The organism is Trueperella sp. LYQ143, assembly GCF_046599595.1.
In the GTDB taxonomy this organism is placed as follows: domain Bacteria; phylum Actinomycetota; class Actinomycetes; order Actinomycetales; family Actinomycetaceae; genus Trueperella.
Map to the genome: position 1 here is coordinate 121,954 of NZ_JBKIWR010000001.1, position 23,277 is coordinate 145,230.

Here is a 23,277-nt window from a genome sequence, read left to right on the forward strand (position 1 = left end):
CCCCGAGAGATTCTCGGGGCGGCCCACTTTTTACCGTCGTATTTTTAGCGCTCCTGCCGTTCTTCTACAAGCTCGTTCTTCGCGCCTACGGCTAGAAGGCTCCATGCCCTTCACGGGAAAGGAAGATCCTATCCGAGGTGCCGTTGCGAGTACAGGTGACGCCTTCACGTGCTACCGAGCAGGTCACACCAGCATGGGTAAAGGTTGACCCATATTGTGATTGGTCAAGCTGAACAACTGATCCACCACTGACGTTATCCGTACCTCCCGTTCCCGGCTGGAGAACATAACTGGCTGACTGCCCATTTTGATCGGCATAGATGGTGCACTGCACCCCGATATGCGGATCATTTTGCGGGAACGTACAGGAGATATTTCCTGTCGGGGTATAAAAACCGCCAGCTAATGCCCCTGGTTGACTCGTCGAACTCGGGCTGGGCGTCGGCGTCGCCGGCTTGAAATCAGCGCTGATCTTTTCTCCGAGCTCAGCAAGATTCTTACTAGAGCTTTGAGCTTGCAGCATAGCGCTGAGATACTCCGCGCTCGCCGATCCACAACGCGCCCCTAGCTCATGCACTTCTTTCGTGATCGTCTGAGCATAGGGCGAAGCGAGGAACTCACTTTCCGGAATATCGCCAGCCTGTTTCGCATATTTCATCGTCGTTTGGGTAATTTTCTGCATATCGACGCAGGAAATCGAATGCATCTGCTGAGCGTAGTCAGCCTCCGTCAGCGTCGTTTTATCCCCATTATCAGCATCTTCTTTTGTTTTGCCATCACTTGATTGTGATGCAGACGGGCTAGGAGACGCTGGCTTCGTTTCCTTAGGTTCGGTTTTCTCCACTGATGAGGTGGCCTTAGGCTGGGACGCATTCGGATCCTCAGCATCTTTACCCTTGCCTCCGAAAATTAGCCACGCAGCTAACAGCAGACCCAGAATAATGACGATCCCGCTCAGAATCCACCACACCAGGCCCTTGCGAGAGTTATCTTTTTTCTGCTCGTTATATGCCGGAGATGGGTTAACCGTTTGCGGCACATACGCCGCCTGCTGATATGCAGGAACGCTAGCTTCTTCCGCCAACACTGCATTAGCTGGCGCATGGTTCTGTGCCGAGGATTGAGACGCCGAGTACTCATGAGCAGCAACCGGCGAGCCAGCAACCGGATAGCTGATCGGCGCAGATTCTGAATATCCGGGAGAATACCTCGGGATGTATTCCGTGGATCGGTTCGAGGCATCCGGCGTGCTCTCAGCGCCCGCCGGTTCCTCAGCTCGCATAGCGCCTGCCATATATGAGGTCTGCGGGTAATCCTGCCATTCGGTAGCGCTGGGTGCGCCTGCCTCAGCGGTATCTTCTGCCGTGTTTTCTGCAGTATCTAAAGCGTCAATATGTGCCGTATCTGTCGCAGTATCAACGCTCGTTGCCTGCACCGTATCTGCCTCGGCAGCAGCTATCTGGCTCGCCTGCGCTCCGGCAGCCTCCGCTTCCAGCATTTCCACGTCGGCGCTATCCGTTTCAGCCGTTTGTGCGTCGTATTCCAAGTATGAATCTGGCTGCGGCGCCCCCGTTTGTGCTGCCCCAGCGTCGCTTATATGCGCTTCATCGGGTGAAAACTCCTGGTGTGAAGCCTCCCCAGCATAGTGCGCCGTCAACATATCGGCTGACATATCAGCTGAGGGCACCCCTAGCGGCGGCACATCTGCCGAACCCACCGACATATCTGAGGTATCTGAAGCCATACCCGCTAATGCAGCACTCGTCGCCATCTCGGCTGGCATATCTGGAACATCAGCCACGACGGCATTCACCATCGTATGTGCCATCTCGTCAGCTCCACTAGGCTTTTCATCTTCCCACGCCACCGCGTCAACCGAATCTACAGCCTCGTTCGCCGATTGGAGATTTTCCAGCGACCGATCATCTGTGGAGTATTCACCAGCAGCAGGCATAACTGACGTCTCCGTCATGCCATCCGTATCTGCCGTTTCGCCTGCTACCTCAGCCGAATCTACAACCGTATTCTCAGATTCCCAGTAGCTACCTGCAGCGTCAACTGCTGTTTCTCTCATACCCTCATCGGCATTCAGATACGAAGCACCCTCGCTCCCTCGTTGCGCCAAGGCCGCATCTACGGTTGGATCACCCAGCTGACCCAACCACTCCAACAAGGCCGGATACGTCGATGGGTTCAATGCAATTGCCGGACGTAACTGCGGATACTGAGCTGCAATATAGTGCAATGTTTCTAATGGCGTCTGTGGATCTGCCGCTAACGCAGCAAAATCTTGAGATTCACCCACTTTTCTACCTCCACATCATTCATTCTCTACAGTGAAGATACCGCAATTGCCGATATAGTTGCGTATTTATCTAGCGATTCTCATAATTACGAGGGCATGACGAGTGAGCATCTCGGGCTAGAATATAGGCCGTTTCACCTGCGACTATCGCGTTTCATCGCTACGGTGTCTCATCCTCGTTACAGTTCGCCTCTAGGTTTACCGCCATTACGGCTTGCATCTATCACAACGTATCTCTATGGCAACTCGCATCTATTGCTACACAATCAACGGATAACATTTCGCCTCCACGGGGAGGCCAGGTGCCGTCATCACCTCACCTATAACATTTTCATCACACCAGACCGGCAGCTACCAAGCATTCGCAACAAATCGTGCTCAAGCAGTAATCCTGCCGAGCCTTTTCGTCACCCTTAATGATCGACGTATTGCTTTCTCTCTCCTCTTTTTTTCCCCCCCCCGATTCATCGGACTTCCTGCGTCAGTTCATATAAACCCACATACACTAGTGCCAGGACGTAAACTCCTATACTGGATACTGTGAAGCGTTTCCGACTTTCGCTGCGCGCACGGCAAACTCACTCCTAGACGGCGCGTTCTCTCATCAGCAGACGACGAGCACAATCAGATACGAGGTGACAGCACATGAATACACAAGACGGTCCGTTCCGAAGCAAAGAATCTGAGCCTTTTTCCACATGGAGCACCCCACAGACATCACAGACTCCACAGTTCGTCCTCAAACCAAATTTCACTCCCTATCTGACAATCCTCGTCCTGGCCGCGCTAGTCATCGGCGTACCGACCGTAGGGATTATCAAAGGCACCTGGAAAAATGTATTCCACGACTTCCTACCCATCACCATCACAATTCTTTTACTGCTGCTGGGCCTGGCGGCATTAATAGCAACGGTCATAGAGGTCCGGAATGAACGAGTATTTTTCTATGCAGACGAGTTCGTCTACGTCAGTGGCTGGCGGAAGAAAGAGGAACGAGTTCGCTACGACGAGATTGAACAATTGAGCTACGACAGCGGCTGGAGCCGAGGCGAAGTACATATAACAGTTCACACCGCTGATGGTCGCCAAGTGAAAATATCGAATCGCATTTTTAACCACCATCGCTTCGGTCGCGAGGTCAAAAAGCACATCGCTGCCGTCTTTAACGCACACCACAACCCGCAGGGTCCTCTAACTGGTACCGATCACTCCTAATCGTCACTATCTTCCAGTTATGCCAGCTCTTCGGACTCCCTCTCGTCATTCCCTTAGGCTAATTCCTTAGTATCTTTTCGAGATGGATTCGATCTTCCCCTTACTACGAACAGAAAGGTCTCGTGCAAAACTATCGCACGAAAGGGAGATATTAGAGCAGTATCGCTCGCTCTGCTCGTGCGCTAAAGGCAAATCTACATATCAAGGCACCCACAAAAAAGCGACCTCACCACGCGCAAAAGATCAACTCACCGCACGCAAGAGATCAAGTCGGATAGTTCTTCTATCCGACTACCGGCAATTTTTCGCAAAATATCGCCGGTCTTACTCCGCACTATTGCTGTGACGCCACAAGCTCAGCGCAATAACAGACCACATCCCTCTACGAACAGACCAGATCTCTCTGCGTTTAACCTCGTAGGCCGCTAATCCTGGCACGATGCAACGTATTCCCATATCGGCATCATGCACAGGATTAGCGATGATTCTTAGCGCACGCCACCACTCAGAATCCCCACAACATCGCACAACTAGACGTTGAATCGGAACTCAACGACGTCTCCGTCACGCATAACGTAATCCTTGCCCTCCATACGGACCTTGCCTGCCGCTTTTGCCGCCGCCTCTGAACCGTATTCCATGAGGTCATCGTAAGAAATCACTTGCGCTTTAATGAAGCCGCGCTCGAAATCGGTGTGGATGACCCCGGCTGCTTGTGGTGCCGTCCAGCCTTTGCGAATCGTCCACGCGCGAGCTTCTTTCGGACCAGCGGTTAAATACGTCTGCAGTCCCAGCGTTTCAAAGCCGACGCGGGCAAGCTGATCCAAACCAGCTTCCGTCTGCCCCGTCGATTCCAGCAGTTCGCGAGCCTCCTCGCCGCTGAGTTCCACCAATTCTGATTCAAATTTCGCGTCGAGGAAGATTGCCTGTGCCGGTGCAACGAGTTCGCGTAACTCTCGCTGCATTTCCTCATTAGCCAGCCCCTCGTCGTCAGTATTAAAGACATAGATGAAGGGCTTAGTGGTCATCAACTGGAAAGACGCCAAAATTGCCGGATCGAGATCACGCCCCGCTGAATATAAAGTTTTTCCTTCAGACAAAATCTCCAACGCCTGCTCAGCGACGGCGACGTACTCTGGACCAATTTTCTTGCCGGTAACTTCTTTACGTAGCCGTGGGAGTTGCTTTTCTAATGTCTGAATATCGGCAAGCACAAGTTCGGTTGTGATTGTCTCGATGTCGGCGGCTGGATTGACGCACCCATCCACATGGGTCACATCGGGATCGGCGAATGCTCGCGTCACCTGGCAGATTGCGTCAGCTTCACGAATGTTGGCGAGGAATTGATTTCCAAGTCCTTCACCTTCCGAGGCGCCACGGACGATTCCGGCAATATCAACGAATGACACTGTTGCCGGGACGACCCGCGCCGAATCATACATTTGTGCCAGCGTATCCAAGCGCGGATCAGGCAAGGGAACGACACCAACATTAGGTTCAATTGTTGCGAACGGATAGTTCGCAGCAAGGACGTCTGCTCGCGTGAGCGCATTGAAAAGAGTCGATTTGCCGACGTTGGGCAAGCCTGCAATACCAATTGTTAAAGCCACGCCCTCTAGTTTAGACCACTGAACGCCCGTTACGGGAACATCGTCGGCAGACCACTGATCAGCTCTGGCAATGAGGTAAAGAATCGTTCATCTGCGTTGAACTTCAACAATGCCGCCACCACAAGCGCAATAACCACAATGAGGACTGCTGCAAGAGCCACAGCGTATCGACGTCGCCATGCCTTTGGCTTCACTGTTGGCACGTGTTGTTGCGGGCGTTGGCGTCTCAGCGGCGTTCTGAGACGATCAACCGGAATAGACGCAGCGTTGGAGTGAGGCCGTTGAGACCGTGAGACAACCGATACGCTGGATGAATGGGCTGACGCTAACCGTGCGGTGCGGGTGCGCGAAGGTGGCGGCGCACCGGGCACGGATCGGTGGCGTACCGGGCGAAGGGTGTAGCCAGGAAACAGTATCGTCACCGCGAGTAGTAGCGCGAGCGCGATGAGGCTTGCAAGGATGATGGTTCCAGTCCCCATCAGGCTAAACGGTGGACATGGCGGGATAATAGCGTCTAATTGGTTGGCCGCTGTGGCGGGGTCGATTTCGCCTGCTGCGGTATTAGCTGTAGCATTAGCCGGATTGTTGGCGGTCACATTAGCTGGAGCTGCTGTCGATGCCGCTGGCGGTTGTGGCGTGGCAGCCGCCGCAGCTTGTGAGGAATGTGCAGCCGGGTTTTCCACGGTTTTAACCCAGTTCTGTACGCCATCTGAACGCCACCATCGCAACGCGTCAGGTAGCTGTTTTGTCCATGTCTTCCACGTGTGCCCTCCCTCGTCTTGGACGACGGTTTGTAGGTTGAGGTTATTGTTTTTCAATGCTTTCGCATTGTTGATCATAGCCATCGCATCCGGATCGGAGGCTGTGGACGCTAGGTAGAGTGCCGCGGGGTGGTTGAGTGTTGCGATCATCTGTGAGATGACGTTGTCGTGTTGCGTTGCCGCGTCGGCGTGTGAGAGCGCCCCCATCAAAGGCTGATCAAAGCCTGACATTGAGATCCCTGCGCCGTACAGTTGCGGATGACGCAGCGCCAGATTCGCCGAACAGTAAGCGCCCGACGAGATGCCGTAGATGGCCCAATCTTGACGTTCACTAGATACGTTGGGGAACGTAGATCGAATCGCTTTTGGCACATCGCGCGTCACCCACGTCTCGACTTGCGGGCGTCCAGGGAAATCGCGGCAGTCCGGTTCGCCTTCATTGCTAATCAAATCAGGCACAACAAAAATGGTGGGTTTTATCGTGCCGTCAGCGATAAGACTGCTATACGTGGTTTCCCAGTTCAATGCCCGCACTACCCCTCGCCACGATCCAGGGAATCCGTGCATGAACTCGATGACGGAATACGTCTTTCCGTCAGTTGGCGAGTATCCCGGTGGCAACCATACAGCTACCACGGACGACACTTTAGAATTCGGACCAGTCCAGTCCGCACGGTAGACGTTAGTCATATCATCACTAGGCACCATTTGCATATGCCACTGCGGATCTGGGCTTGGATCAGTATCGGCACTGATCCGCCCGTCATCGGCCACCTCGGTGGCTGGTTGAGCCACCGGCTTTAAGGCCTGGGTATCATCGTCGGCCAGAGCAAAGAGTGCTGAGGTGTTGGAGAAGAAGCCCATTTGAAGATTCGACGTCAGCCCGATGGCAGCTAGCGCACTGGCTGCGGCAAGCACGGTAACGCCCGCAGCACCACAGCGCCGCCATAGCCCTTTGCGCATGAGCAGCATAGCGGCTAGAGCTATCAAAATTACGGTGATAACTCCGGCCCCTATCGGCCACCATTTCGACATGAGTGTCACGTTCGGTCCTCTCATCAAATCGCGGCGACGCTAGTGCACTCCGCCACAACAATTCAACTGAGAGAACCATGAAAGATCATGGGAATAGAGCGGTAATTATCTGGATTATTTCCGAAAGAATTCTGATATTTGAAGACTCACCTATCAATGCGTAATCGAGTGTCGCTTGACCTGCAAAACATTGCTGGACTCCAGCGCGTCTCCTCAGAACCATGCCAGATATTATGAAATATAATCTTCCCGGCATCGCATACCGCAACGATTATCGGTGGATACCGCCACGCACCGGACTCGATGGTAATCTCGCTCACCTCTGCCGCTTCTCGTTACCATCACGCAAAATGCCCGCTATGGTATGAGAGTGCTTCGTGAGATAAAAAATATTGCGTTCTTTACTGTCGGTATCACCTTCCTATCCCTCGGCATTGCATTGTTGACCCTTGCCGGCCTAGGTACATCCCCTATTGGCTCGCCAATGTGGGCCCTGTATCTTGTGACGGGGTGGAGCTTCGGCACCTGGAATTTCATTATTTGTGCACTACTTGTGGTACTGCAGTGGGCCTTGCTGCGCAAAGATTTCCCCCAATGGTACTGGGTGCAGGTCCCCTTAGCATTACTTCAATCCGTTATTCTTGATGGCTGCATGGCAATATGCCGCTCCTGGCATTTGACTCCTACAAGCTATCCACTGCAGATCCTTCAGATGATTATCGCGGTTGCCATTATGGCACTGGGGATCGCATGCGAAGTATCGACCAAAAAGTATTTCCTCCCTACTGAAGGAATCTTGGTGGCAGTTTCGCAAGTAACGCGAATGAAGGTACCCACCATCAAAGTGTGTAATGACGTCATCTTTGTTCTGTCAGGTCTGGCTATCTCCTTTCTATTCTTATCCGGCATTGAAGGAGTGCGCGAAGGAACGCTGGTAGCAGCCATCATGACCGGCGTATTCGTTGGCTGGATGCAAGGCGCAGTAGATACGTGCTATCGGGTAACTGTTGGCTCGGAGCCTGACCCTGAAACCGTGTAGCTGTTACGACTAGCTAGTATCCGCCCTTGTGCGGCAACAACTAATCCCGCCGATGGCGAAGCTTCCTACATCTAGCGGTCACCTCCTATTCTCCTGTTCATCTTTATGACACTCACTCGTGCTCTCCAGGATAATTAGCGCCTGAATACTGTATGTCGTTGATGCACAGGAGATAGGCTTATCCACAGACTTATGCGCGAGCTGACGTAAAAATTTCTTAATGGAACACCCAGTAGACTGACGATATGACGATTTCTTTCCTCTCAATTTTCTTTATCGTCATCGCGTTTGTCTGCGGTGGCGTCATGGGATACCTCATTGGTATCTCTCGTTGCGCCACTCAGGCTCGCCAGGCCTCCGAACGTGAAAGTGAATACCGCGCTCAAGCCGCAGCAGCCGTTGCCCGAGCCGAAACGCTGAGCCGCCATAATGAGCAGCTCAGCGAACAGAGCGCTTACGACACGCAGGTTTTACAGGTCTTAGCTCCTCTCACCCAGCAACTTGAGCAAGTCACGACGCACATGCACCGCATGGAGAATACCGCCGCCAGCCAACACTCACAGATTGTGGCGCAATTACGCCGAGAAGAGCAGCTCTATATTGATCTGGCGCATACAACATCCTCACTCAATGCAGCCTTGCGCAGTGGATCTGCTCGCGGATCCTGGGGAGAAGTGCAATTGCGGCGCATTATTGAAGCTGCCGGCATGATGGAACATGTTGATTTTGATATGCAAACAAGCTCCAGCAAAGTCTCATCTAGTGCCCGTTCTGCTGGTCGCCCAGATGCCATCGTTCATCTGCCTGGAGATGCGCATATCCCGCTTGATTCCAAAGTTCCAATGGATTCCTATCTCGAAGCGATGGAGATCCCTGCCGAAGATCTCTCTGCCGCTGCCGAGCGTAACGAATTACTCACACAACACGCCAAAGCAGTACGTCGGCATATTGATTCCCTGGCAAAGCGCAACTACCCCAATGATTTTCCACATTCTCCTCAATTAACGATCCTCTTCTTACCCGCAGAATCATTGCTATCTCACGCCTTACATAACGATGCCACGTTGTTGGAATACGCAATGACTCGCAATATCGTCTTAGCTTCCCCCACCTCGCTACTGGCGTTATTACGTTCCATTGCAGCCGTCTGGGCAGCAGACGCAATCTCCCACGAAGCTCACGATATTATCGAGCTCGGTCAAACATTGCTTGATCGCCTATCCGTTGTATTACAGCACCTACACCAACTCGGAAAATCTCTAGGGCAATCAGTATCGGAATATAACAAAACCATTGGATCATTAGAATCTCGCTTACTGGCTACCGCCCGTTCGTTCCAGGCAATCAACCACGACGGTCTGCCCTGCCCGTCACACCTAGACGATACTCATATACGACCCACGCCCAATCATTAGCCGTAAACCCCTATAACATCTTGAGACGATCTACTAGGCAACTGACATAGCTAAACACTGAATCCAGAGAGATTCTCATTTTGAGCTGCGCAGTTATTTCCTCAATGCGTCACTGGCACTCCTCACAGAACGCGAATCATGCCCCGACGCCTGCCCGAATACCAATCCACAAAGCGCATAACCGGACTTCACTAAAGCAAGATGCATGCCCAAATATGAGGCGGTGGGGTGGGGCACATAATTTATTCCTGCCCACACCCCACCGGATTCCTTGTTGTTACCGCCGGAGAATCATAACCTCTGTTATCTCAACATCCAACGATCCAGCTATCCGCCTATTAAAAACGGCGACGCGCTACCGTCATACAGACGCCACCCATCAGCAAAGCAACAGCAACCAGCCCTATTACCGAAACTGCCGCTCCGGTATGACTGAGCGAAGCACCAGAATGGCTTGAGGCAATAACTGTGCCCTCTGGTTGCGGCGTCGGAGTACCCGGATGCGTCGGCGTTCCCCCTGGCTTATCCGGTTGAACCACTGGCTTATCCCCTGGATCAGCAGGCTTTGGCTCTAACACAACAGCTCGAACTGCTGCGAGCGCCGCATCCACATCCGCCTGGGTTGCATTATTCTCTGCTGCCCGCCGCAAAACATCACGAGCCGCGTCAATTGCAGCCATATACTGCTTCCACGAGCCCTCCGTGTAATCTGCGCTGTTTAGCGTCTGCGACTTATCCACCTCAGCCTGAAGTTGCGTCGTATCTACAGCGGCACCTTTAGCGAAGCGATAAGAATACAGGTCAAATAGCTCTGCTGCCTCCGGCGCCGCAGCACGCTCCGCACCACCCACAAAACTGAAGAACACATTATGCACCCCAGTTGCCGTCATTGGCGCGTGATAATCCGCCGGCGTCGAACCGTCACCGGCTGGAATATTCACCGTTGCCACCGGCGCGGAATCCAAGGAATCTAACCGGACCTCAACCTTACCGCCAGCCTTACCAGCCGCCGAAATAGTTATTTGAGCCGCTCCTGGCTGACCAAAATCAACCTGAGATAAAGCCGTCCACTCACCGTTATTGATATTCGTGAGCTTCTGCCCCTTGCTGTTATCGGGAGTAATATCAACGACGCGAACCCCGGAACTGAGCTGGTAAACGTCACGGATACCAGAATCCCAAGCAATCGTCGAAGCCGGAATACCGCCATCAACATACGGATCCATATTCTTCACCTGCGGCAAGCCGTCATACGTCATGACAATATCGGCGATCGTACCGTCAGCATTAATAGTGATTGGGTCCAGATGAGTATTGCGGTAGCCTCGCGGTTTATCAAGATTTCCCCCGTCAGTTAAGGCTTTCGCAACCGTCTGCGCATGGTAGGCCATGTACCATGAATCACCGAGCTTGACCATCGCATGATGATTATTACCACCCACCCCGAAATATTTGGCAGGGTTTTGCATAATCTCTCCCTGATAGGTGAACGGACCCATCGGGCTCTTCGAGGTCATATACCCAATCGTTCCATAACCAATATCATGAGAGTCAATCGTCTTTTCATGACTGAAATTCGTGCAATACGTGTAGTAGTAGGTATCCCCAATTTTTGCGATACCCGAATCTTCAAACATTGCCGGAGAATCAATAGGCTGGGCCTCACCCACCGTGGAAATCATGTCCTCACCCAGTTTGATGACGCGAGCCGTATTCGGATGCTCTTTCTTCCCCTCCGGCACGCCGCCACCATAATAGAGGTAACCCGTCCCGTCATCATCAACGAGAACCGCCGGATCAAAGAGCCAAACCACGCCCTCTGACGCTTGCGTTCCCCACTTAATAAGCAGCTCTCCCTTTGGATCAGACCACGGTCCAACCGGACTATCCGAAGTCAACACCCCGACACCCGAGCCGCCATTAGCAAAATACAGGAAGAACTTTTCCGCACCATTGATCGTCTTGTGTGCTACGGCAGGCGCCCAAGAATTATTTGCCCACGGCGCAACCCCTTGCGGACCCGCCACACGGATATACCCTTCATTGCGCCAATTCACCATGTCATCGGTGGATAACACATTGATGGTCTTAACATCTGCGAAAGAATTATCTTTGATATTCCCTTTAGCGTCGTACTCATAGTCATAGGTCAAGGAACCATCAGGATTAATCTTGGTGGCGTCACCCGTCGTATAAACATACACTCGCCCGTTGTATTCCATCGCCCAGGGATCGGCACCATACCAGTAGTCGACAATGGGATTAGATTTCCCAATCTGTTTGGCAGCTTGCGCCTTTCCAACGGGACGCACCACAGGCTGCGGCGGAGTACCCATAATAGAGACGTCATCAACTAGGAAATCCGCCGTCTTGCCTGAGTTGTACACCGTCTCAATAACAAGCGACGGCTTCTCATCGTTAACCTGCAAGGCAGCACTGCCGGTAATCTTCGTCCATGTGCCCGCGCTCACCGCAGCGGAGGCCAACTGGCCACATCCAGAGAAATCACCAGCACATACCGTCATGTTAAAGGTGGCGTCTTCTGTGGATTTAATCCACATCGTCGCCGTGTATTCCTCACCTTTGACAAACTTTCCAGCAAGCGACTGGACGATACCTGCGTCAGTTGCCTTCCGGTTACTCACTTTGACGGCCGCAGAGCCCGAATGTACGTCATCGCTGACAATCTCAATGGTTGACGCCGATTCTTGGAAAAACTTTCCTGATTTCCAGCCGTCAAGACCTTTTTCAAAACCACCATTCGTGACGAGATCCGTCGCATCGGCCGCCACCGCGTTGTGCCCACCGATTCCAACTAATGCGACGCCCAACAGTGCCCCGCTAGCAATCCCCGATATTATTCGACTCCATCGAGCGGCATGACCGCTCTGATTTGTTCTCATTTTTATTCTCCTCTTCCGCGCAACTTTGCACACGAGAGCAGTAATTTTCCACTATTTAGTGGTGTGCAACAGTGCGCTACGCCGCCGTGTTTTAACGTTCACATTCCCCGATGAATGCGTGCGCACATATATAAACATGCGTAAAACAGGGCGTTACCCGCAACGCTATCACATAACTGCTGGCAGCATGAGAGAAAGAAGAACGATCTTCAATGCCCGCACCAACACTAAAGGCAATTTCTGCAACAAAATAGCCAAGTAAAAATCGGCAGTTCCGCGAAAGTAATTAGATAAGGAAGATACGCAAAACGAGCATAGCCCTGCATAGTGCTCTACTCAGACGCGGTCGTCTCTGATCGGTTATGCCCTACGATATTCTCCGTCCGGCGCGCATTAGAAGTCTGTGGGCGCTGCTCTCGCGCTCGCACCTTATGTGGGCGATCTGGCTCAACACCAATCGCTTTTAAGTCTGCCCGCAGATTCTTCGGCAAAGAGAACTGGACGTCTTCCTGGACCGTCGTCACCGGAATAACCTCGGTATAACCTAAGACCTTCAACCAATCCACCACATCGCGAACCAAAATCTCCGGGACGGACGCCCCTGAAGTCACCCCTACCGTCTGCGCCTGACTGAACCACTCCTCGCGCAACTCCTCAGCCTTATCCACCCGATATGCCGCTTTCGCGCCTGCTTCCAAGGCCACCTCAACGAGCCGCATTGAATTCGAGGAATTTGCCGAACCGACGGTAATAACCACATCAGATTCCGGCGCCATCTTTTTCACGGCCCCTTGACGATTCTGCGTGGCATAACAGATGTTATCCGAAGGCGGATCAATTAATTCTGGGAATCGCTCCCGCAACAATGTGACGATCTCCAGCGTTTCATCTACCGATAAAGTCGTCTGCGAAATCCATGCCACCCGACGTGGATCGCGAACCTGGATATTCGGGACGTCTTGCGGGCCATTAACGATCTGAATATGAGCCGGAGCTTCTCCGTACGTCCCCTCCACTTCTTCGTGCCCAGCATGACCGATCAGCAGAATATCGTAATCATCGTGCGCGAAACGAATGGCCTGTTTATGCACCTTCGTCACCAATGGGCAGGTCGCATCGATTGTCAGCAAGGAACGAGCGTCAGCCCGTTCATGCACCTGCGGGGAAACCCCATGAGCGGAAAAAACGACGCGCTCACCCTCCGGCACTTCATCGGTATCATCAACAAAAATTGCCCCACGACGCGAGAGGGTTTCGACCACAAATTTGTTATGCACGATCTCTTTACGCACATAAATCGGTGCCCCATAAAGCTCTAAGGCCTTTTCCACCGCGTCAACAGCTCTATCCACTCCAGCACAGTATCCGCGTGGAGTCGCCACGAGAATACGCTTGCCATCCCTCGCAGGGGACGACGGAATATCCTGCGGAAATGCCGAAGCGCCAGCTAAGCTCATCGGAGTTACCTGCTCAGCAGTTTTATCCATCGACGTCATCTCCTCACATATTCCTAGCCACAATAACAATTCCTGCCCAACAGCACATAGCTATTTACCGACATAGCCTACGCACCCACAGCGTCAACGTCGATGATACCCCTAGCCAGGTTCCACACCGTGAGCTATCCACAGCTACACCTGTTTCATAGGAAATAGACTTCCGACGCTCATGGCCGCGCATATCCAAGCGACTCACATTTTCAGCTATCTGCACCTGACAGCCTGATTATGCGCCCGCTATTTCCTTTCTCCGCCCGCCCCCGCCTAAGCAGTACTTTCCAATGCTCACGCTCCCACTATTCCTCACGTGCTACCACTACCTTCTCACCAGTACACCTTCACTAAAAGCTAAACGGGGACGCCCACCCCTTCTATTTTTGCTCCGCTATCCAAATTGCATTTTGCTACCACACATCGCAGAAAAACTACCCGCCGCATACAGCACGCGCTCTTATCCTAAAGCGCGGATCCACTGCCATCGCAGCGCACCAATGCGCACTGCCATCTCGATAAGCCGCTATCTGTTTGGCGCACCCACAAATGGCGTATTCTTAAAGAATGACGACTCCAGTCACTATTCCGCCACATCTTCCACAGCGCACTGATCTCACCACGCCCGAACACCCCTGGCCACTAGGGCTGCTCGCTGTGAAGATGAAAGAATATATTGCGCACATTTCCCGACTCTGGGTAGAGGGGGAAATCACCCAATTCACCATGCGCCCTGGGGCGAAAGTGCAATTCTTCCGGCTACAAGATCCATCTGATAACCGCAGTATGCAGGTGAAGATCTGGACGACTGCAATCCCTGCCGGACTACACGAAGGAATGCGAGTCGTTCTCGGCGTCAAACCTGATTTTTGGGACGGAAAAGGGGAATTCACCCTCCAAGCATTCGACATCCGCCCGGTCGGCACCGGCGATCTCCTGGCTCGCATCGAAGCACTGCGCGCCCAACTCGCCGCCGAAGGGCTCTTCCATGCCTCCCGCAAACGCCCACTGCCCTTTCTTCCACGCACAATCGGCTTAATTTGCGGTCGAAACACCAAAGCAAAAGAAGATGTCGTGGAAAACGTCGTCCGTCGCTGGCCTGCCGCACGTTTCGATATTCGCGAAGTTGTCGTTCAAGGTCCCACTGCCGTTGACCAGATGCTCGGAGCATTAGACACTCTCGCCCAACAAGCCGAGGTTGACGTCATCATCTTTGCCCGTGGCGGCGGCTCCGTCGAAGATCTCTTCCCATTCTCTGACGAGCGGCTCCTGCGCGCAGTCAGTGCCGTACCGATTCCCGTCGTCTCTGCAATTGGCCATGAAGGAGATTGCCCACTGCTAGACCTGGTTGCAGATTTCCGTGCGTCAACCCCGACCGACGCGGCAAAAAACGTCGTCCCAAATATGAGCGAAGAAAAAGAACAGCTCGCTGCTGCCCTCCAGCGTGGACGTTCCGCTATTACGAACCGCCTGGCAACGGCCGCACACGACGTCCAGCTTTTGCGCTCACATCCGGCATTCTCGCAGCCAACTCGCCTGGTCGATATGCGCGGTGAAGATTTACGCTACCAGCGTCAGTGGCTCACTGAGCTTATTAACCGCTTCACCGCCGAGCAACGCACCTCACTGGCTTCAGATATTGCGCATTTGCGCGCGCTTTCTCCGCTGGCTACTTTGCAAAGAGGGTACGCTGTATTACGTACCCCGCACGGAGTTCTCTCTCGCGTGCGCGACGCTAACGTCGGCATGGTCGCCCACGCCACGTTGGCTGACGGGTCTTTCGATATCACTATCGACCGGATCACCCCTGCGGATCGAAAGGAACGCCTATGAGCACTCCACAATCTGCCATTCGCACGCCGGACGAGCTCGATGCCGAAGTAGCCGCATTGAGCTACGAGGAGGCGCGCTCGCAGCTAGCGGGTATCGTCGCCATTCTTGACCAAGGGAATTTATCGCTGGATGAGGCCATCGCCCAATGGGAACGCGGAGAAGCCCTTGCACGCCGCTGTGAAGCCTGGCTCGATAGCGCCCGCCAACGCTTACAAGCCGCCCAAGATCGCGCTCGGATAACCTCCGCTGGCGCCCTCGATACCTCGGATCATTCAGCGGAATCCTCTGGCAATGGCAATACCTCCCCAATCTCAAATGGGCACGCACCAGATTCACCATCTAAGACCCCAACGCAATCCTCGGCGTCGAATCATCCTCACAACTTCGCCACACCTGAGAGTCAGGGTGAGGGGCTGTCATGAGTTGCCTGGTCATCGGCGAATCCCTGATCGACGTCGTTAAACGAGCAGACGGAACAACGACTCGCCATCCTGGTGGATCTCCGATGAATGTTGCCGTCGGTCTGGCACGGCTCGGCCGCAACGCCCACCTGCTCACTCGAATAGGGGATGACGCTGACGGGCTAACAATTCGGCGCTACCTAGACAACGCCGGTGTACATCTGCTCCCTGATTCCATCGTCGTTGAACCAACCTCCATCGCATTAGCGACAATTGACGACTATGGCGCGCCAACATATCGTTTCGATGTCCACTGTGCTTACCGAGAGCCACCGACGAGCGCTGAAGAGATTGCCGAGCTCCTTGCAGCCCCTCCGCAGCACGTCCATATTGGATCCATCGGCGCTCACCTGCACCCTGGCGCGGATACCGTCCGGCGGTGGATTGAACTTCTCCACCCATATTCCACGATTTCCTATGATCCGAATGTGCGGCTTTCCATTCTCCGCTCAGCCCAAGCTGTGATTGATGATATTGCTCGTCTTGTGCCGTATCTCGATGTGGTTAAAGCCTCCGCTGCGGATTTAGCAGAACTCGCCGGTCATCCCATTGATCCGGACGAGGCTGCCGCCCGATTCCTTAATGCTGGCGTCAAGCTCGTCGCTATCACTACTGGCGCTGATGGAATGCGCATATACACTGGCACTCATTCCATAAGTGTTCCCGCTGCCTCGGTAACGGTTGTCGATTGCGTGGGCGCAGGTGACGCCCTTATGGCAGCTTTAATTGACGGGTTAGCACGGGTGAGTGTATTAGGGACCGACGGGCATGCTCTCAGCTCAATCTCCGCAAAGACGTTAACTTCAGTAGCGACCTATGCGGTGGCCGCTGCGGGGATCACGGTATCGCGAGCCGGAGCTAATCCCCCTACTCGCGACGAGCTAATCGAGCTGGGGCGCTACTTCACGATCTAATGTTACCTGCCAGCATTTTCTGCAGTGGGATCCTTATTTCTGCCAGTTGCCAGGCGTACCCCTGACGGCCAAGCATAGTGCGGGAGTACGTCTGCGCTGTACCGTTCAGGCTGTTCAGCTACTTTCCCATACGGCGCTCTCGCGCTGCGTAATCTCGCAAAGCCCGCAAGAGGTCAGTTCGCCGGAACTCTGGCCAGTACGCCTCACAAAAGTACAGTTCCGTATGTACCGTCTGCCATAGCATGAATCCGCTCATACGCTGCTCACCAGAGGTACGGATAATCAAATCTGGATCAGGCTGCCCTTTGGTGTACATGTGGTCAGTAATATCGGCGATCGTTACTTCGCGGGCGACGTCCTCTAGGCTGGCCCCGCGTTGTGCACATTCTGCAAGGTAGCTTCGCACGGCGTTCGTGATTTCTTGCCGCCCGCCGTATCCCACCGCGACGTTGACCGTCATGCCCTCAATCTGGGATGTTTCCTGTTGTGATGCTTGTAATCGTTGCGCCGCCTGGGAATCAACTAGCGTCAGATCGCCAATCATGCGGATTTTCCAGCGCTGGCTGGCCGCCAGATTCTCAACCGCGTCACAGATAATGCCGATGAGTTCAGTCAATTCGGCGTTACTGCGTTTGAGGTTATCTGTTGACAGCATCCATAGGGTGACGATCTGGATTCCGGCTTCTTCGCACCAGCCCAATACCTCGCTGATATGGTCTGCACCGCGACGATGACCCGTCGCAGCCGATGATCCGAGAGCTTTTGCCCAGCGGCGATTTCCGTCCAAAATGATGCCAACATGTGTTGGAATATTCGGACGGGCAATCTCCCGCGCTAGTCTGCGTTCGTATATTGAGTACAGAAACTCAGGAACTTTCATCCATGCTCCCTTGCCGGCTATCGAGCTGCTCTGCGGCTGGCAACCGTCAACAAAATCAGCCCTCCACGAAAATAGTCTACCGAGTAAGACCGCACTGTGCTCAGCAGATAAAACACACTACAGTGAAATACAACGTTCCCAGTTCAAACCGACGTGATGGATCAAGGATCATGGACAGCACACCTTCTTCGTTTTCATCCGCCGACTCTCCTCGGCATACTTCAACTCCGCCCAAGGTCATGCCCGATGCGGCTACTCCCACGCTCACAGGTAGAGCTACCCGCGTGATGGAAAAAGGCTCCACGCAAGATACTGCGCCGGCACACCCACCGGCAACCCGAGCAGAGCGGAAAGCGTTTTATGCCGCGTTGCCCAAACCGAGCGCACGTGGCTGGATTCATGCGTTAATTGCGCCGCTGGCGCTGGCCAATGGTATTACTCTCGTGGTTCTCGCGCCAACGATCCCTACTCGCCTCGGCTGCCTCGTCTTTGCTATTTCAGCAGTGCTCCTTTTTGGTAACTCGGGGGTTTATCATCGGGGGAACTGGAATGATTCCGTCAGCGCTGTATTGCAGCGAATTGACCATGCCAATATTTTCCTTCTTATCGCTGGCACATATACCCCGATGTCTATTTCTCTGCTTGAGGCCCGACGTGCAGTTTTAGTGTTGACGATCGTGTGGGCTGGGGCGATCACCGGGACGCTCATTCATGTATTCCATCTTCATGCTCCGCGTTGGTTTCTCGTTGCGCTCTATATTCTTTTAGGGTGGGTCGCTGTTTTCTTCCTTCCAGATTTTCTTCACAGCGGCGGGGTGGCCATCTTGGTTTTGCTGTTGTGTGGCGGGGTGGCATATACGGTTGGCGCGGTGTTTTATGCGATGCGGTGGCCGAATCCTTGGCCGGCTCATTTTGGGTTTCACGAGTTTTTCCATGTGGGCACCGTCGTGGGGTATATCTGCCATTCGATTGCCGTATGGCTGGCCATTTTTCATTAGGAATACGATAAGCGGTGCCGGTGGCGGTATTGCTGCGCGGGTGTTCCGTTCTCGCAATGTTCTAGCCTTTTGTAGTGGCCAGCATACGTATTTGTGCCTTTATGCCACATAAAAGCTCTCATTAGCGCAAAACGCCAGGCATATAGCTGGTGGATGCATCTGCTTTCGTTATGTGCCCTGCACATATATTCACATGTATTTTCTCGAGTTATAGGAGAACAGACGTTAAAGCCCGCACTTCGATAGCCCACTATCTACACACCCAACTATCTGATAGCCCGCCATCTGATGCCACACTGCCTGCGCTACCAGATAACGATCTTACATATTTCTCTCTCAGCACCGAACAGGGGTATCTACCGTCGGACCTCATTACCTACACGCACAAGGTATTCCACGAAAGCGCCCACTTACCTACCGTATTCACATCGGCATTTTCTGATATTGCGATCCCTCTTTCCGCTTCACATTCGAGGGAGTAGATTAAGGGGCATTAACTGACCGTCAAAGGAGATGATTATGTCATCACGTAAACGTACCGGCTCATGGAATACCCCTGCCAGTGAAGCCCTGCGCATGCCAGCAGGATTCGATCTATCGACGTTTGATCGGGCAAGCACCCCAGGTTTTTCGGGATCGAAGTCCTCCAGCAAAAAAGTGCTTGCTGCTCGGGGTCAGGTGCTTGACGCTCTCCAGGAACGTTTCTTTGCGCAGGCTCGCAGTGGGGATACGCGCAAACTTCTCGTCATCGTCCAGGGTCTGGATACCGCAGGCAAAGGCGGTCTTGCCCGGCATGTTCTTGGGCTGGTTGACCCGCAGGGCGTACATATTGCTAATTTTGGTAAACCAACCGAAGAAGAGCTGTCCCATCATTTCTTGTGGCGTATTACCCGCAAGCTGCCACCGGCTGGAAAGATTGGATACTTTGACCGCTCGCATTATGAGGACGTCCTTATCGGTCGGGTGGATAAGCTAGCGCCCGCGGAAGAGATCGAAAAGCGCTACGAGGAGATCAACGCCTGGGAGCAGTCACTTATTGATGACGGGTTTACGCTCATTAAAGTGGGGTTGATGATTTCTCATCATGAGCAAGGTCTGCGGCTTGCTGAACGTCTTGCCCGAAAAGATAAGTGGTGGAAGTACAGCTCGGGAGATATTGATACCCGTAAAAAGTGGGACGCCTATCAGGAGGCGTATCAGATCATGTTTGAGCGTACCAATACGCCATATGCTCCGTGGTTTATTATCCCTGCGGATAAGAAGTGGTATGCCCGATTGGCTGTCACCGAGCTCATTATTGAAGCCCTGGAAGCCTATCAGCAGAATTGGCCGGTGCCCCGTTGGCATTTGGATGTGCAAATTCGCCGATTGACGGAGACTCTCCCTAAGCCCTCGCGCGCGGCGAAGAAACTGTTGAAGAAAGCCCGCGCTTTGGCTGAAAAATCTAGTCGTGCTACCCCAAACGGGAATGAGGAAGAAAAAGCTGACGATCCAGATACAGAGGCGAACTAAACTGAGCTGAACTGAATGCTAGCAAAGGCGCTTCAAGCGCCGCGCATCCCAGCCACTGACGGATGGTTCCTAACGCCGGAGAATAGACCGGCTACGCCTCATTGAGTCAGGAAAATAGGCTGGCTGCGTCCCATGCGGCTGACTCACGCTTGAAGTGTGCAAGCTGGGCTGCGATAGCTCGCGGGAGGCGGCGCGATAAAATTTCTCATCGCGCCGCCTCCCGCCGCACTCGCCATACGCCCAGCATTCTCGGCTATCCGACGCTTAGTTGCGCAGCAATCTGGCTTACTCGCCGTCATTAGTTACGCAACAGCGCCGCGCCCATTTACCTGCCGCCTGCTTACATAAGAAGTTTTACACCTGGAATCCGTTCAAAGAGATCACGTTCTTGGGCCTCCGCCCGCCCAACTGTGCTCCATGCTAAGCAGAAGTCTTCCCAGGGCCACACTTGCGCTTCCAGATCGCGCGGGACGGCAAAGAAGAAGCCCTCCGGATCAATTTGTGTCGCATGCGCATGCAAGGCGGCGTCGCGCTGGGCAAAAAAGTCTGCGACATAGATCCGAGCACATGCCTCACCGTCGCTGCCCTCGCGCTGGGCGAGCCAGTCAGCGTAGGGGCTCTCGTGCCCCGAGGCACATAGCGCGTTGTGTAACGCCATATATCGAACGTAGGTGAAGGATAAATCGTAATAGACCTTTGATACGAGCCACGGATCGCCACATTCTGGATATGCATGTGGATCGTGTGCTGCCGCAATCGCCATCATTGAAGCGGTATGTACTCGAATGTGATCCGGATGTGGGTATCCGCCGTATTCGTTGTAGGTGGTTACAACCTGGGGGCGGAACGCGCGAATCTCCCGAACAAGTGCCTGCACGACCTCATGAATCGGGGTAAGGGCAAAACATCCAGCCGGAAGTTCTGGTAGCGGATCACCTTCGGGCAGCCCGGAATCGACGAAACCTAACCATACGTGCTCAATACCTAAAGCGCGTGCCGCATGTGCCATTTCCATCCGGCGGATCTGAGGTAAGTTTTCTGCAATCTGTGGATCGTCACGTAAATGCGGGTTGAGCACGTCTCCGCGTTCTCCTCCAGTACACGTCACCACACGTACTCGACCTGCAGTTGCGTATTTCGCCATCATGCCCGCGCCTTTTGATGATTCATCATCCGGATGAGCATGAATTGCCATAAGCCGACGTTCGTTAACCATAGTGAGCCTCCTTGCATAACGCACGACGAGGGCAGGGAACCTGAGATTCGTTTGCCTGCATGGTTCTTGTCCCCGATTATAGGAGGCTTAGCGTATCGTGTCTGTACGACCCAGTTAGACCGCTGTGGGCAAAACTTGGGGATCACAGTTGGCTATGTCCTCGTGTCGGTGATACCCTCACGGCACTAGGCATGCGAGCAGGATAAGATAAGCTTGCACTCACACTCACGGCCGAAATTCAAGGAGATGAGATCATGGCTGAGGCGACGTGGCTTTCGCAGGAATCATACGATCGGCTTTCCCAGGAACTACACGAGTTAAAGACGACACGCCGGCAAGAAATCACTGAGCGTATCGCTGCTGCGCGAGCGGAAGGCGACTTGCGGGAGAATGGCGGCTACCACGCTGCCCGCGAGGAGCAGTCGAAGATTGAGGGGCGGATCCAGGAACTAACTTACTTACTAGAAAATGCCGAGGTTGGTCAGGCTCCCACTGAGACGGATGTAGTTGCTCCTGGTCTGGTGATTACTGCGTCGGTTAACGGCAAGGAAAAGCGTTTCCTATTGGGATCGCGAGAATCGAACGACTGGGTTGATGTTGACGTCTATCCAGAAAATGCCCCCTTAGGTGCAGCAATCATGGGGAAGAAAGTGGGCGATACGACGTCTTATGTTGCCCCTAACGGCAAAGAGTTCACGGTGGAGATCACCAATATCGAGCCTTTGCAGTAATGGCAGGAATCCCAGATTTCTTCTCTCGGGCTGATGACGCTGATCGGCTATCTATAACCGGTCAGCCGTCGGCTCTTGCGCAAGATCAAGGGATTCATCCGCAATCTTCCCTCCCCCAGCAGCAGAGCGTTGTTTCTCGCTCCCACCCCTCTCAATTGCGGGGTGCTAATCCCAGCTCTGGCGATACTCCGATTCCCCGTCAGCCCGCTGATGACGCTCAGATGCCGCACGCAAAGGATCAGCCGTTGAGTGAGCTCCCCGATGACATGCCGAGGACGGATCATTTTATGGATCCCGTGGCAGTTGGTCGCACCTCGCCCATTGCGCGATCGCTTGGTTTGCACGCTATCTTTGCCTGCCCGTTGCTTGATCCGATCTCCGCCGATCAGGCCGAGATTTTTCTCGCTGCCGGCTGCTATTGGGGGCTTGAAGAAATCATGTGGCAGTTAGCCGGCGTGGAGAATACCTGCGTCGGTTTCATGGGCGGGGTTACATCTAATCCGACGTATTCCGAAGTATGTAGTGGCATGACCGGGCACGCAGAAACTGTGCGGGTGGTTTATCGCCACCGTGATCCTGATGTGCTTGCGCATATTCTCCGCACTTTTTGGGAGTGCCACGATCCCACCTCACTTAACCGCCAGGGCAATGACGTCGGCACCCAATACCGTTCGGCTATTTTTCCGACGACGACGCGGCAAGCAGAGATGGCACGGTGGAGTCGCGATCAGTATGACGTGGTGTTGCGTACTGCCGGGCATACGCCGATCGTCACGGATATCGTTCCGGCGGAACAAACCAGCGGCTTTTATCCGGCTGAGGATAGCCATCAACAGTATTTATTCAAAGTGCCGCATGGCTATCGCTGCCATGTTCGAACGGGATTAGCGTGCCCCATGCCGGGAACTAACCGACCATGAGCTTAGTAATTGGGGTATCTGATAGATGGTTAGCTAGCG

Annotated in this window: 18 protein-coding genes; 10 read left to right on the forward strand and 8 right to left on the reverse strand. The window is 53.6% G+C overall.

Annotated features, from left to right (window positions below; genetic code table 11):
• Positions 1-91: 91 nt before the first annotated feature.
• Positions 92-2,305 carry a hypothetical protein gene (locus tag ACLHIL_RS00420; RefSeq protein ID WP_411295889.1) on the reverse strand — a complete coding sequence of 738 codons (2,214 nt, stop codon included), beginning with the start codon at positions 2,303-2,305 and terminating at the stop codon, positions 92-94.
• Between the two features lie 645 nt (positions 2,306-2,950).
• Here ACLHIL_RS00420 and ACLHIL_RS00425 point away from each other — a divergent pair.
• Positions 2,951-3,520 (forward strand): hypothetical protein, encoded by a 570-nt coding sequence (locus tag ACLHIL_RS00425; RefSeq protein ID WP_411295890.1) that lies wholly within the window; start codon positions 2,951-2,953, stop codon positions 3,518-3,520.
• Positions 3,521-4,050: 530 nt separating this feature from the next.
• Here ACLHIL_RS00425 and ychF read toward each other — a convergent pair.
• Positions 4,051-5,130 (reverse strand): redox-regulated ATPase YchF, encoded by a 1,080-nt coding sequence (ychF, locus tag ACLHIL_RS00430; RefSeq protein WP_411295891.1) that lies wholly within the window; start codon positions 5,128-5,130, stop codon positions 4,051-4,053.
• Between the two features lie 29 nt (positions 5,131-5,159).
• On the reverse strand, positions 5,160-6,926 hold the full coding sequence (locus ACLHIL_RS00435; protein WP_411296001.1) for an alpha/beta hydrolase: 1,767 nt from the start codon (positions 6,924-6,926) through the stop codon (positions 5,160-5,162).
• 370 nt (positions 6,927-7,296) lie between these two features.
• On the opposite strand from ACLHIL_RS00435, the gene ACLHIL_RS00440 reads away from it, so the two are divergent.
• Together ACLHIL_RS00440 and ACLHIL_RS00445 are read left to right on the forward strand one after the other, a co-directional pair.
• On the forward strand, positions 7,297-7,965 hold the full coding sequence (locus tag ACLHIL_RS00440; protein WP_411295892.1) for a YczE/YyaS/YitT family protein: 669 nt from the start codon (positions 7,297-7,299) through the stop codon (positions 7,963-7,965).
• A 245-nt stretch (positions 7,966-8,210) separates the two neighbouring features.
• Positions 8,211-9,380, forward strand: coding sequence for a DNA recombination protein RmuC (locus tag ACLHIL_RS00445; protein WP_411295893.1), 1,170 nt, complete (start codon positions 8,211-8,213; stop codon positions 9,378-9,380).
• Between the two features lie 338 nt (positions 9,381-9,718).
• Here the strand turns inward: ACLHIL_RS00445 and ACLHIL_RS00450 are convergent, their stop codons facing one another.
• Entirely contained in the window at positions 9,719-12,283 is a 2,565-nt protein-coding gene (locus tag ACLHIL_RS00450) for a family 43 glycosylhydrolase (RefSeq protein ID WP_411295894.1), read from the reverse strand.
• A gap of 332 nt (positions 12,284-12,615) precedes the next feature.
• The gene (locus ACLHIL_RS00455; RefSeq protein ID WP_411296002.1) at positions 12,616-13,740 is read right to left on the reverse strand and encodes a 4-hydroxy-3-methylbut-2-enyl diphosphate reductase; all 1,125 of its coding nucleotides are present in this window, start codon (positions 13,738-13,740) and stop codon (positions 12,616-12,618) included.
• 600 nt (positions 13,741-14,340) lie between these two features.
• Between ACLHIL_RS00455 and xseA the strand changes: the two genes are divergently transcribed.
• The 3 genes from xseA to ACLHIL_RS00470 are packed head-to-tail and all read left to right on the forward strand — an operon-like array spanning position 14,341 to position 16,981.
• Positions 14,341-15,606: an exodeoxyribonuclease VII large subunit gene (xseA, locus tag ACLHIL_RS00460; RefSeq protein ID WP_411295895.1), complete on the forward strand. Its 1,266-nt coding sequence runs from the start codon at positions 14,341-14,343 to the stop codon at positions 15,604-15,606.
• The gene (locus tag ACLHIL_RS00465; protein ID WP_411295896.1) at positions 15,603-16,028 is read left to right on the forward strand and encodes an exodeoxyribonuclease VII small subunit; all 426 of its coding nucleotides are present in this window, start codon (positions 15,603-15,605) and stop codon (positions 16,026-16,028) included. Before xseA ends, ACLHIL_RS00465 begins: the two co-directional genes overlap by 4 nt.
• Positions 16,025-16,981, forward strand: a complete 957-nt coding sequence (locus tag ACLHIL_RS00470) for a carbohydrate kinase family protein (RefSeq protein WP_411295897.1) — start codon at positions 16,025-16,027, stop codon at positions 16,979-16,981. The genes ACLHIL_RS00465 and ACLHIL_RS00470 overlap by 4 nt, the downstream gene beginning before the upstream one ends.
• 118 nt (positions 16,982-17,099) lie before the next feature.
• On the opposite strand, the gene ACLHIL_RS00475 is transcribed toward ACLHIL_RS00470, so the two are convergent.
• On the reverse strand, positions 17,100-17,861 hold the full coding sequence (locus ACLHIL_RS00475) for an isoprenyl transferase (protein WP_411295898.1): 762 nt from the start codon (positions 17,859-17,861) through the stop codon (positions 17,100-17,102).
• A 100-nt stretch (positions 17,862-17,961) separates the two neighbouring features.
• Positions 17,962-18,129, reverse strand: coding sequence for a hypothetical protein (locus tag ACLHIL_RS00480; protein WP_411295899.1), 168 nt, complete (start codon positions 18,127-18,129; stop codon positions 17,962-17,964).
• Positions 18,130-18,148: 19 nt separating this feature from the next.
• Between ACLHIL_RS00480 and trhA the strand changes: the two genes are divergently transcribed.
• Positions 18,149-18,859: a PAQR family membrane homeostasis protein TrhA gene (trhA, locus tag ACLHIL_RS00485; protein ID WP_411296003.1), complete on the forward strand. Its 711-nt coding sequence runs from the start codon at positions 18,149-18,151 to the stop codon at positions 18,857-18,859.
• A 519-nt stretch (positions 18,860-19,378) separates the two neighbouring features.
• Positions 19,379-20,371 (forward strand): PPK2 family polyphosphate kinase, encoded by a 993-nt coding sequence (locus ACLHIL_RS00490; RefSeq protein WP_411295900.1) that lies wholly within the window; start codon positions 19,379-19,381, stop codon positions 20,369-20,371.
• A 340-nt stretch (positions 20,372-20,711) separates the two neighbouring features.
• On the opposite strand, the gene mca is transcribed toward ACLHIL_RS00490, so the two are convergent.
• Positions 20,712-21,587, reverse strand: coding sequence for a mycothiol conjugate amidase Mca (gene mca / locus ACLHIL_RS00495; RefSeq protein ID WP_411295901.1), 876 nt, complete (start codon positions 21,585-21,587; stop codon positions 20,712-20,714).
• A gap of 254 nt (positions 21,588-21,841) precedes the next feature.
• On the opposite strand from mca, the gene greA reads away from it, so the two are divergent.
• Both greA and msrA read left to right on the forward strand, forming a co-directional pair.
• The gene (greA, locus tag ACLHIL_RS00500; protein WP_411295902.1) at positions 21,842-22,318 is read left to right on the forward strand and encodes a transcription elongation factor GreA; all 477 of its coding nucleotides are present in this window, start codon (positions 21,842-21,844) and stop codon (positions 22,316-22,318) included.
• Positions 22,318-23,238 (forward strand): peptide-methionine (S)-S-oxide reductase MsrA, encoded by a 921-nt coding sequence (gene msrA / locus ACLHIL_RS00505; RefSeq protein ID WP_411295903.1) that lies wholly within the window; start codon positions 22,318-22,320, stop codon positions 23,236-23,238. Before greA ends, msrA begins: the two co-directional genes overlap by 1 nt.
• The last annotated feature ends 39 nt before the right edge of the window (positions 23,239-23,277 follow it).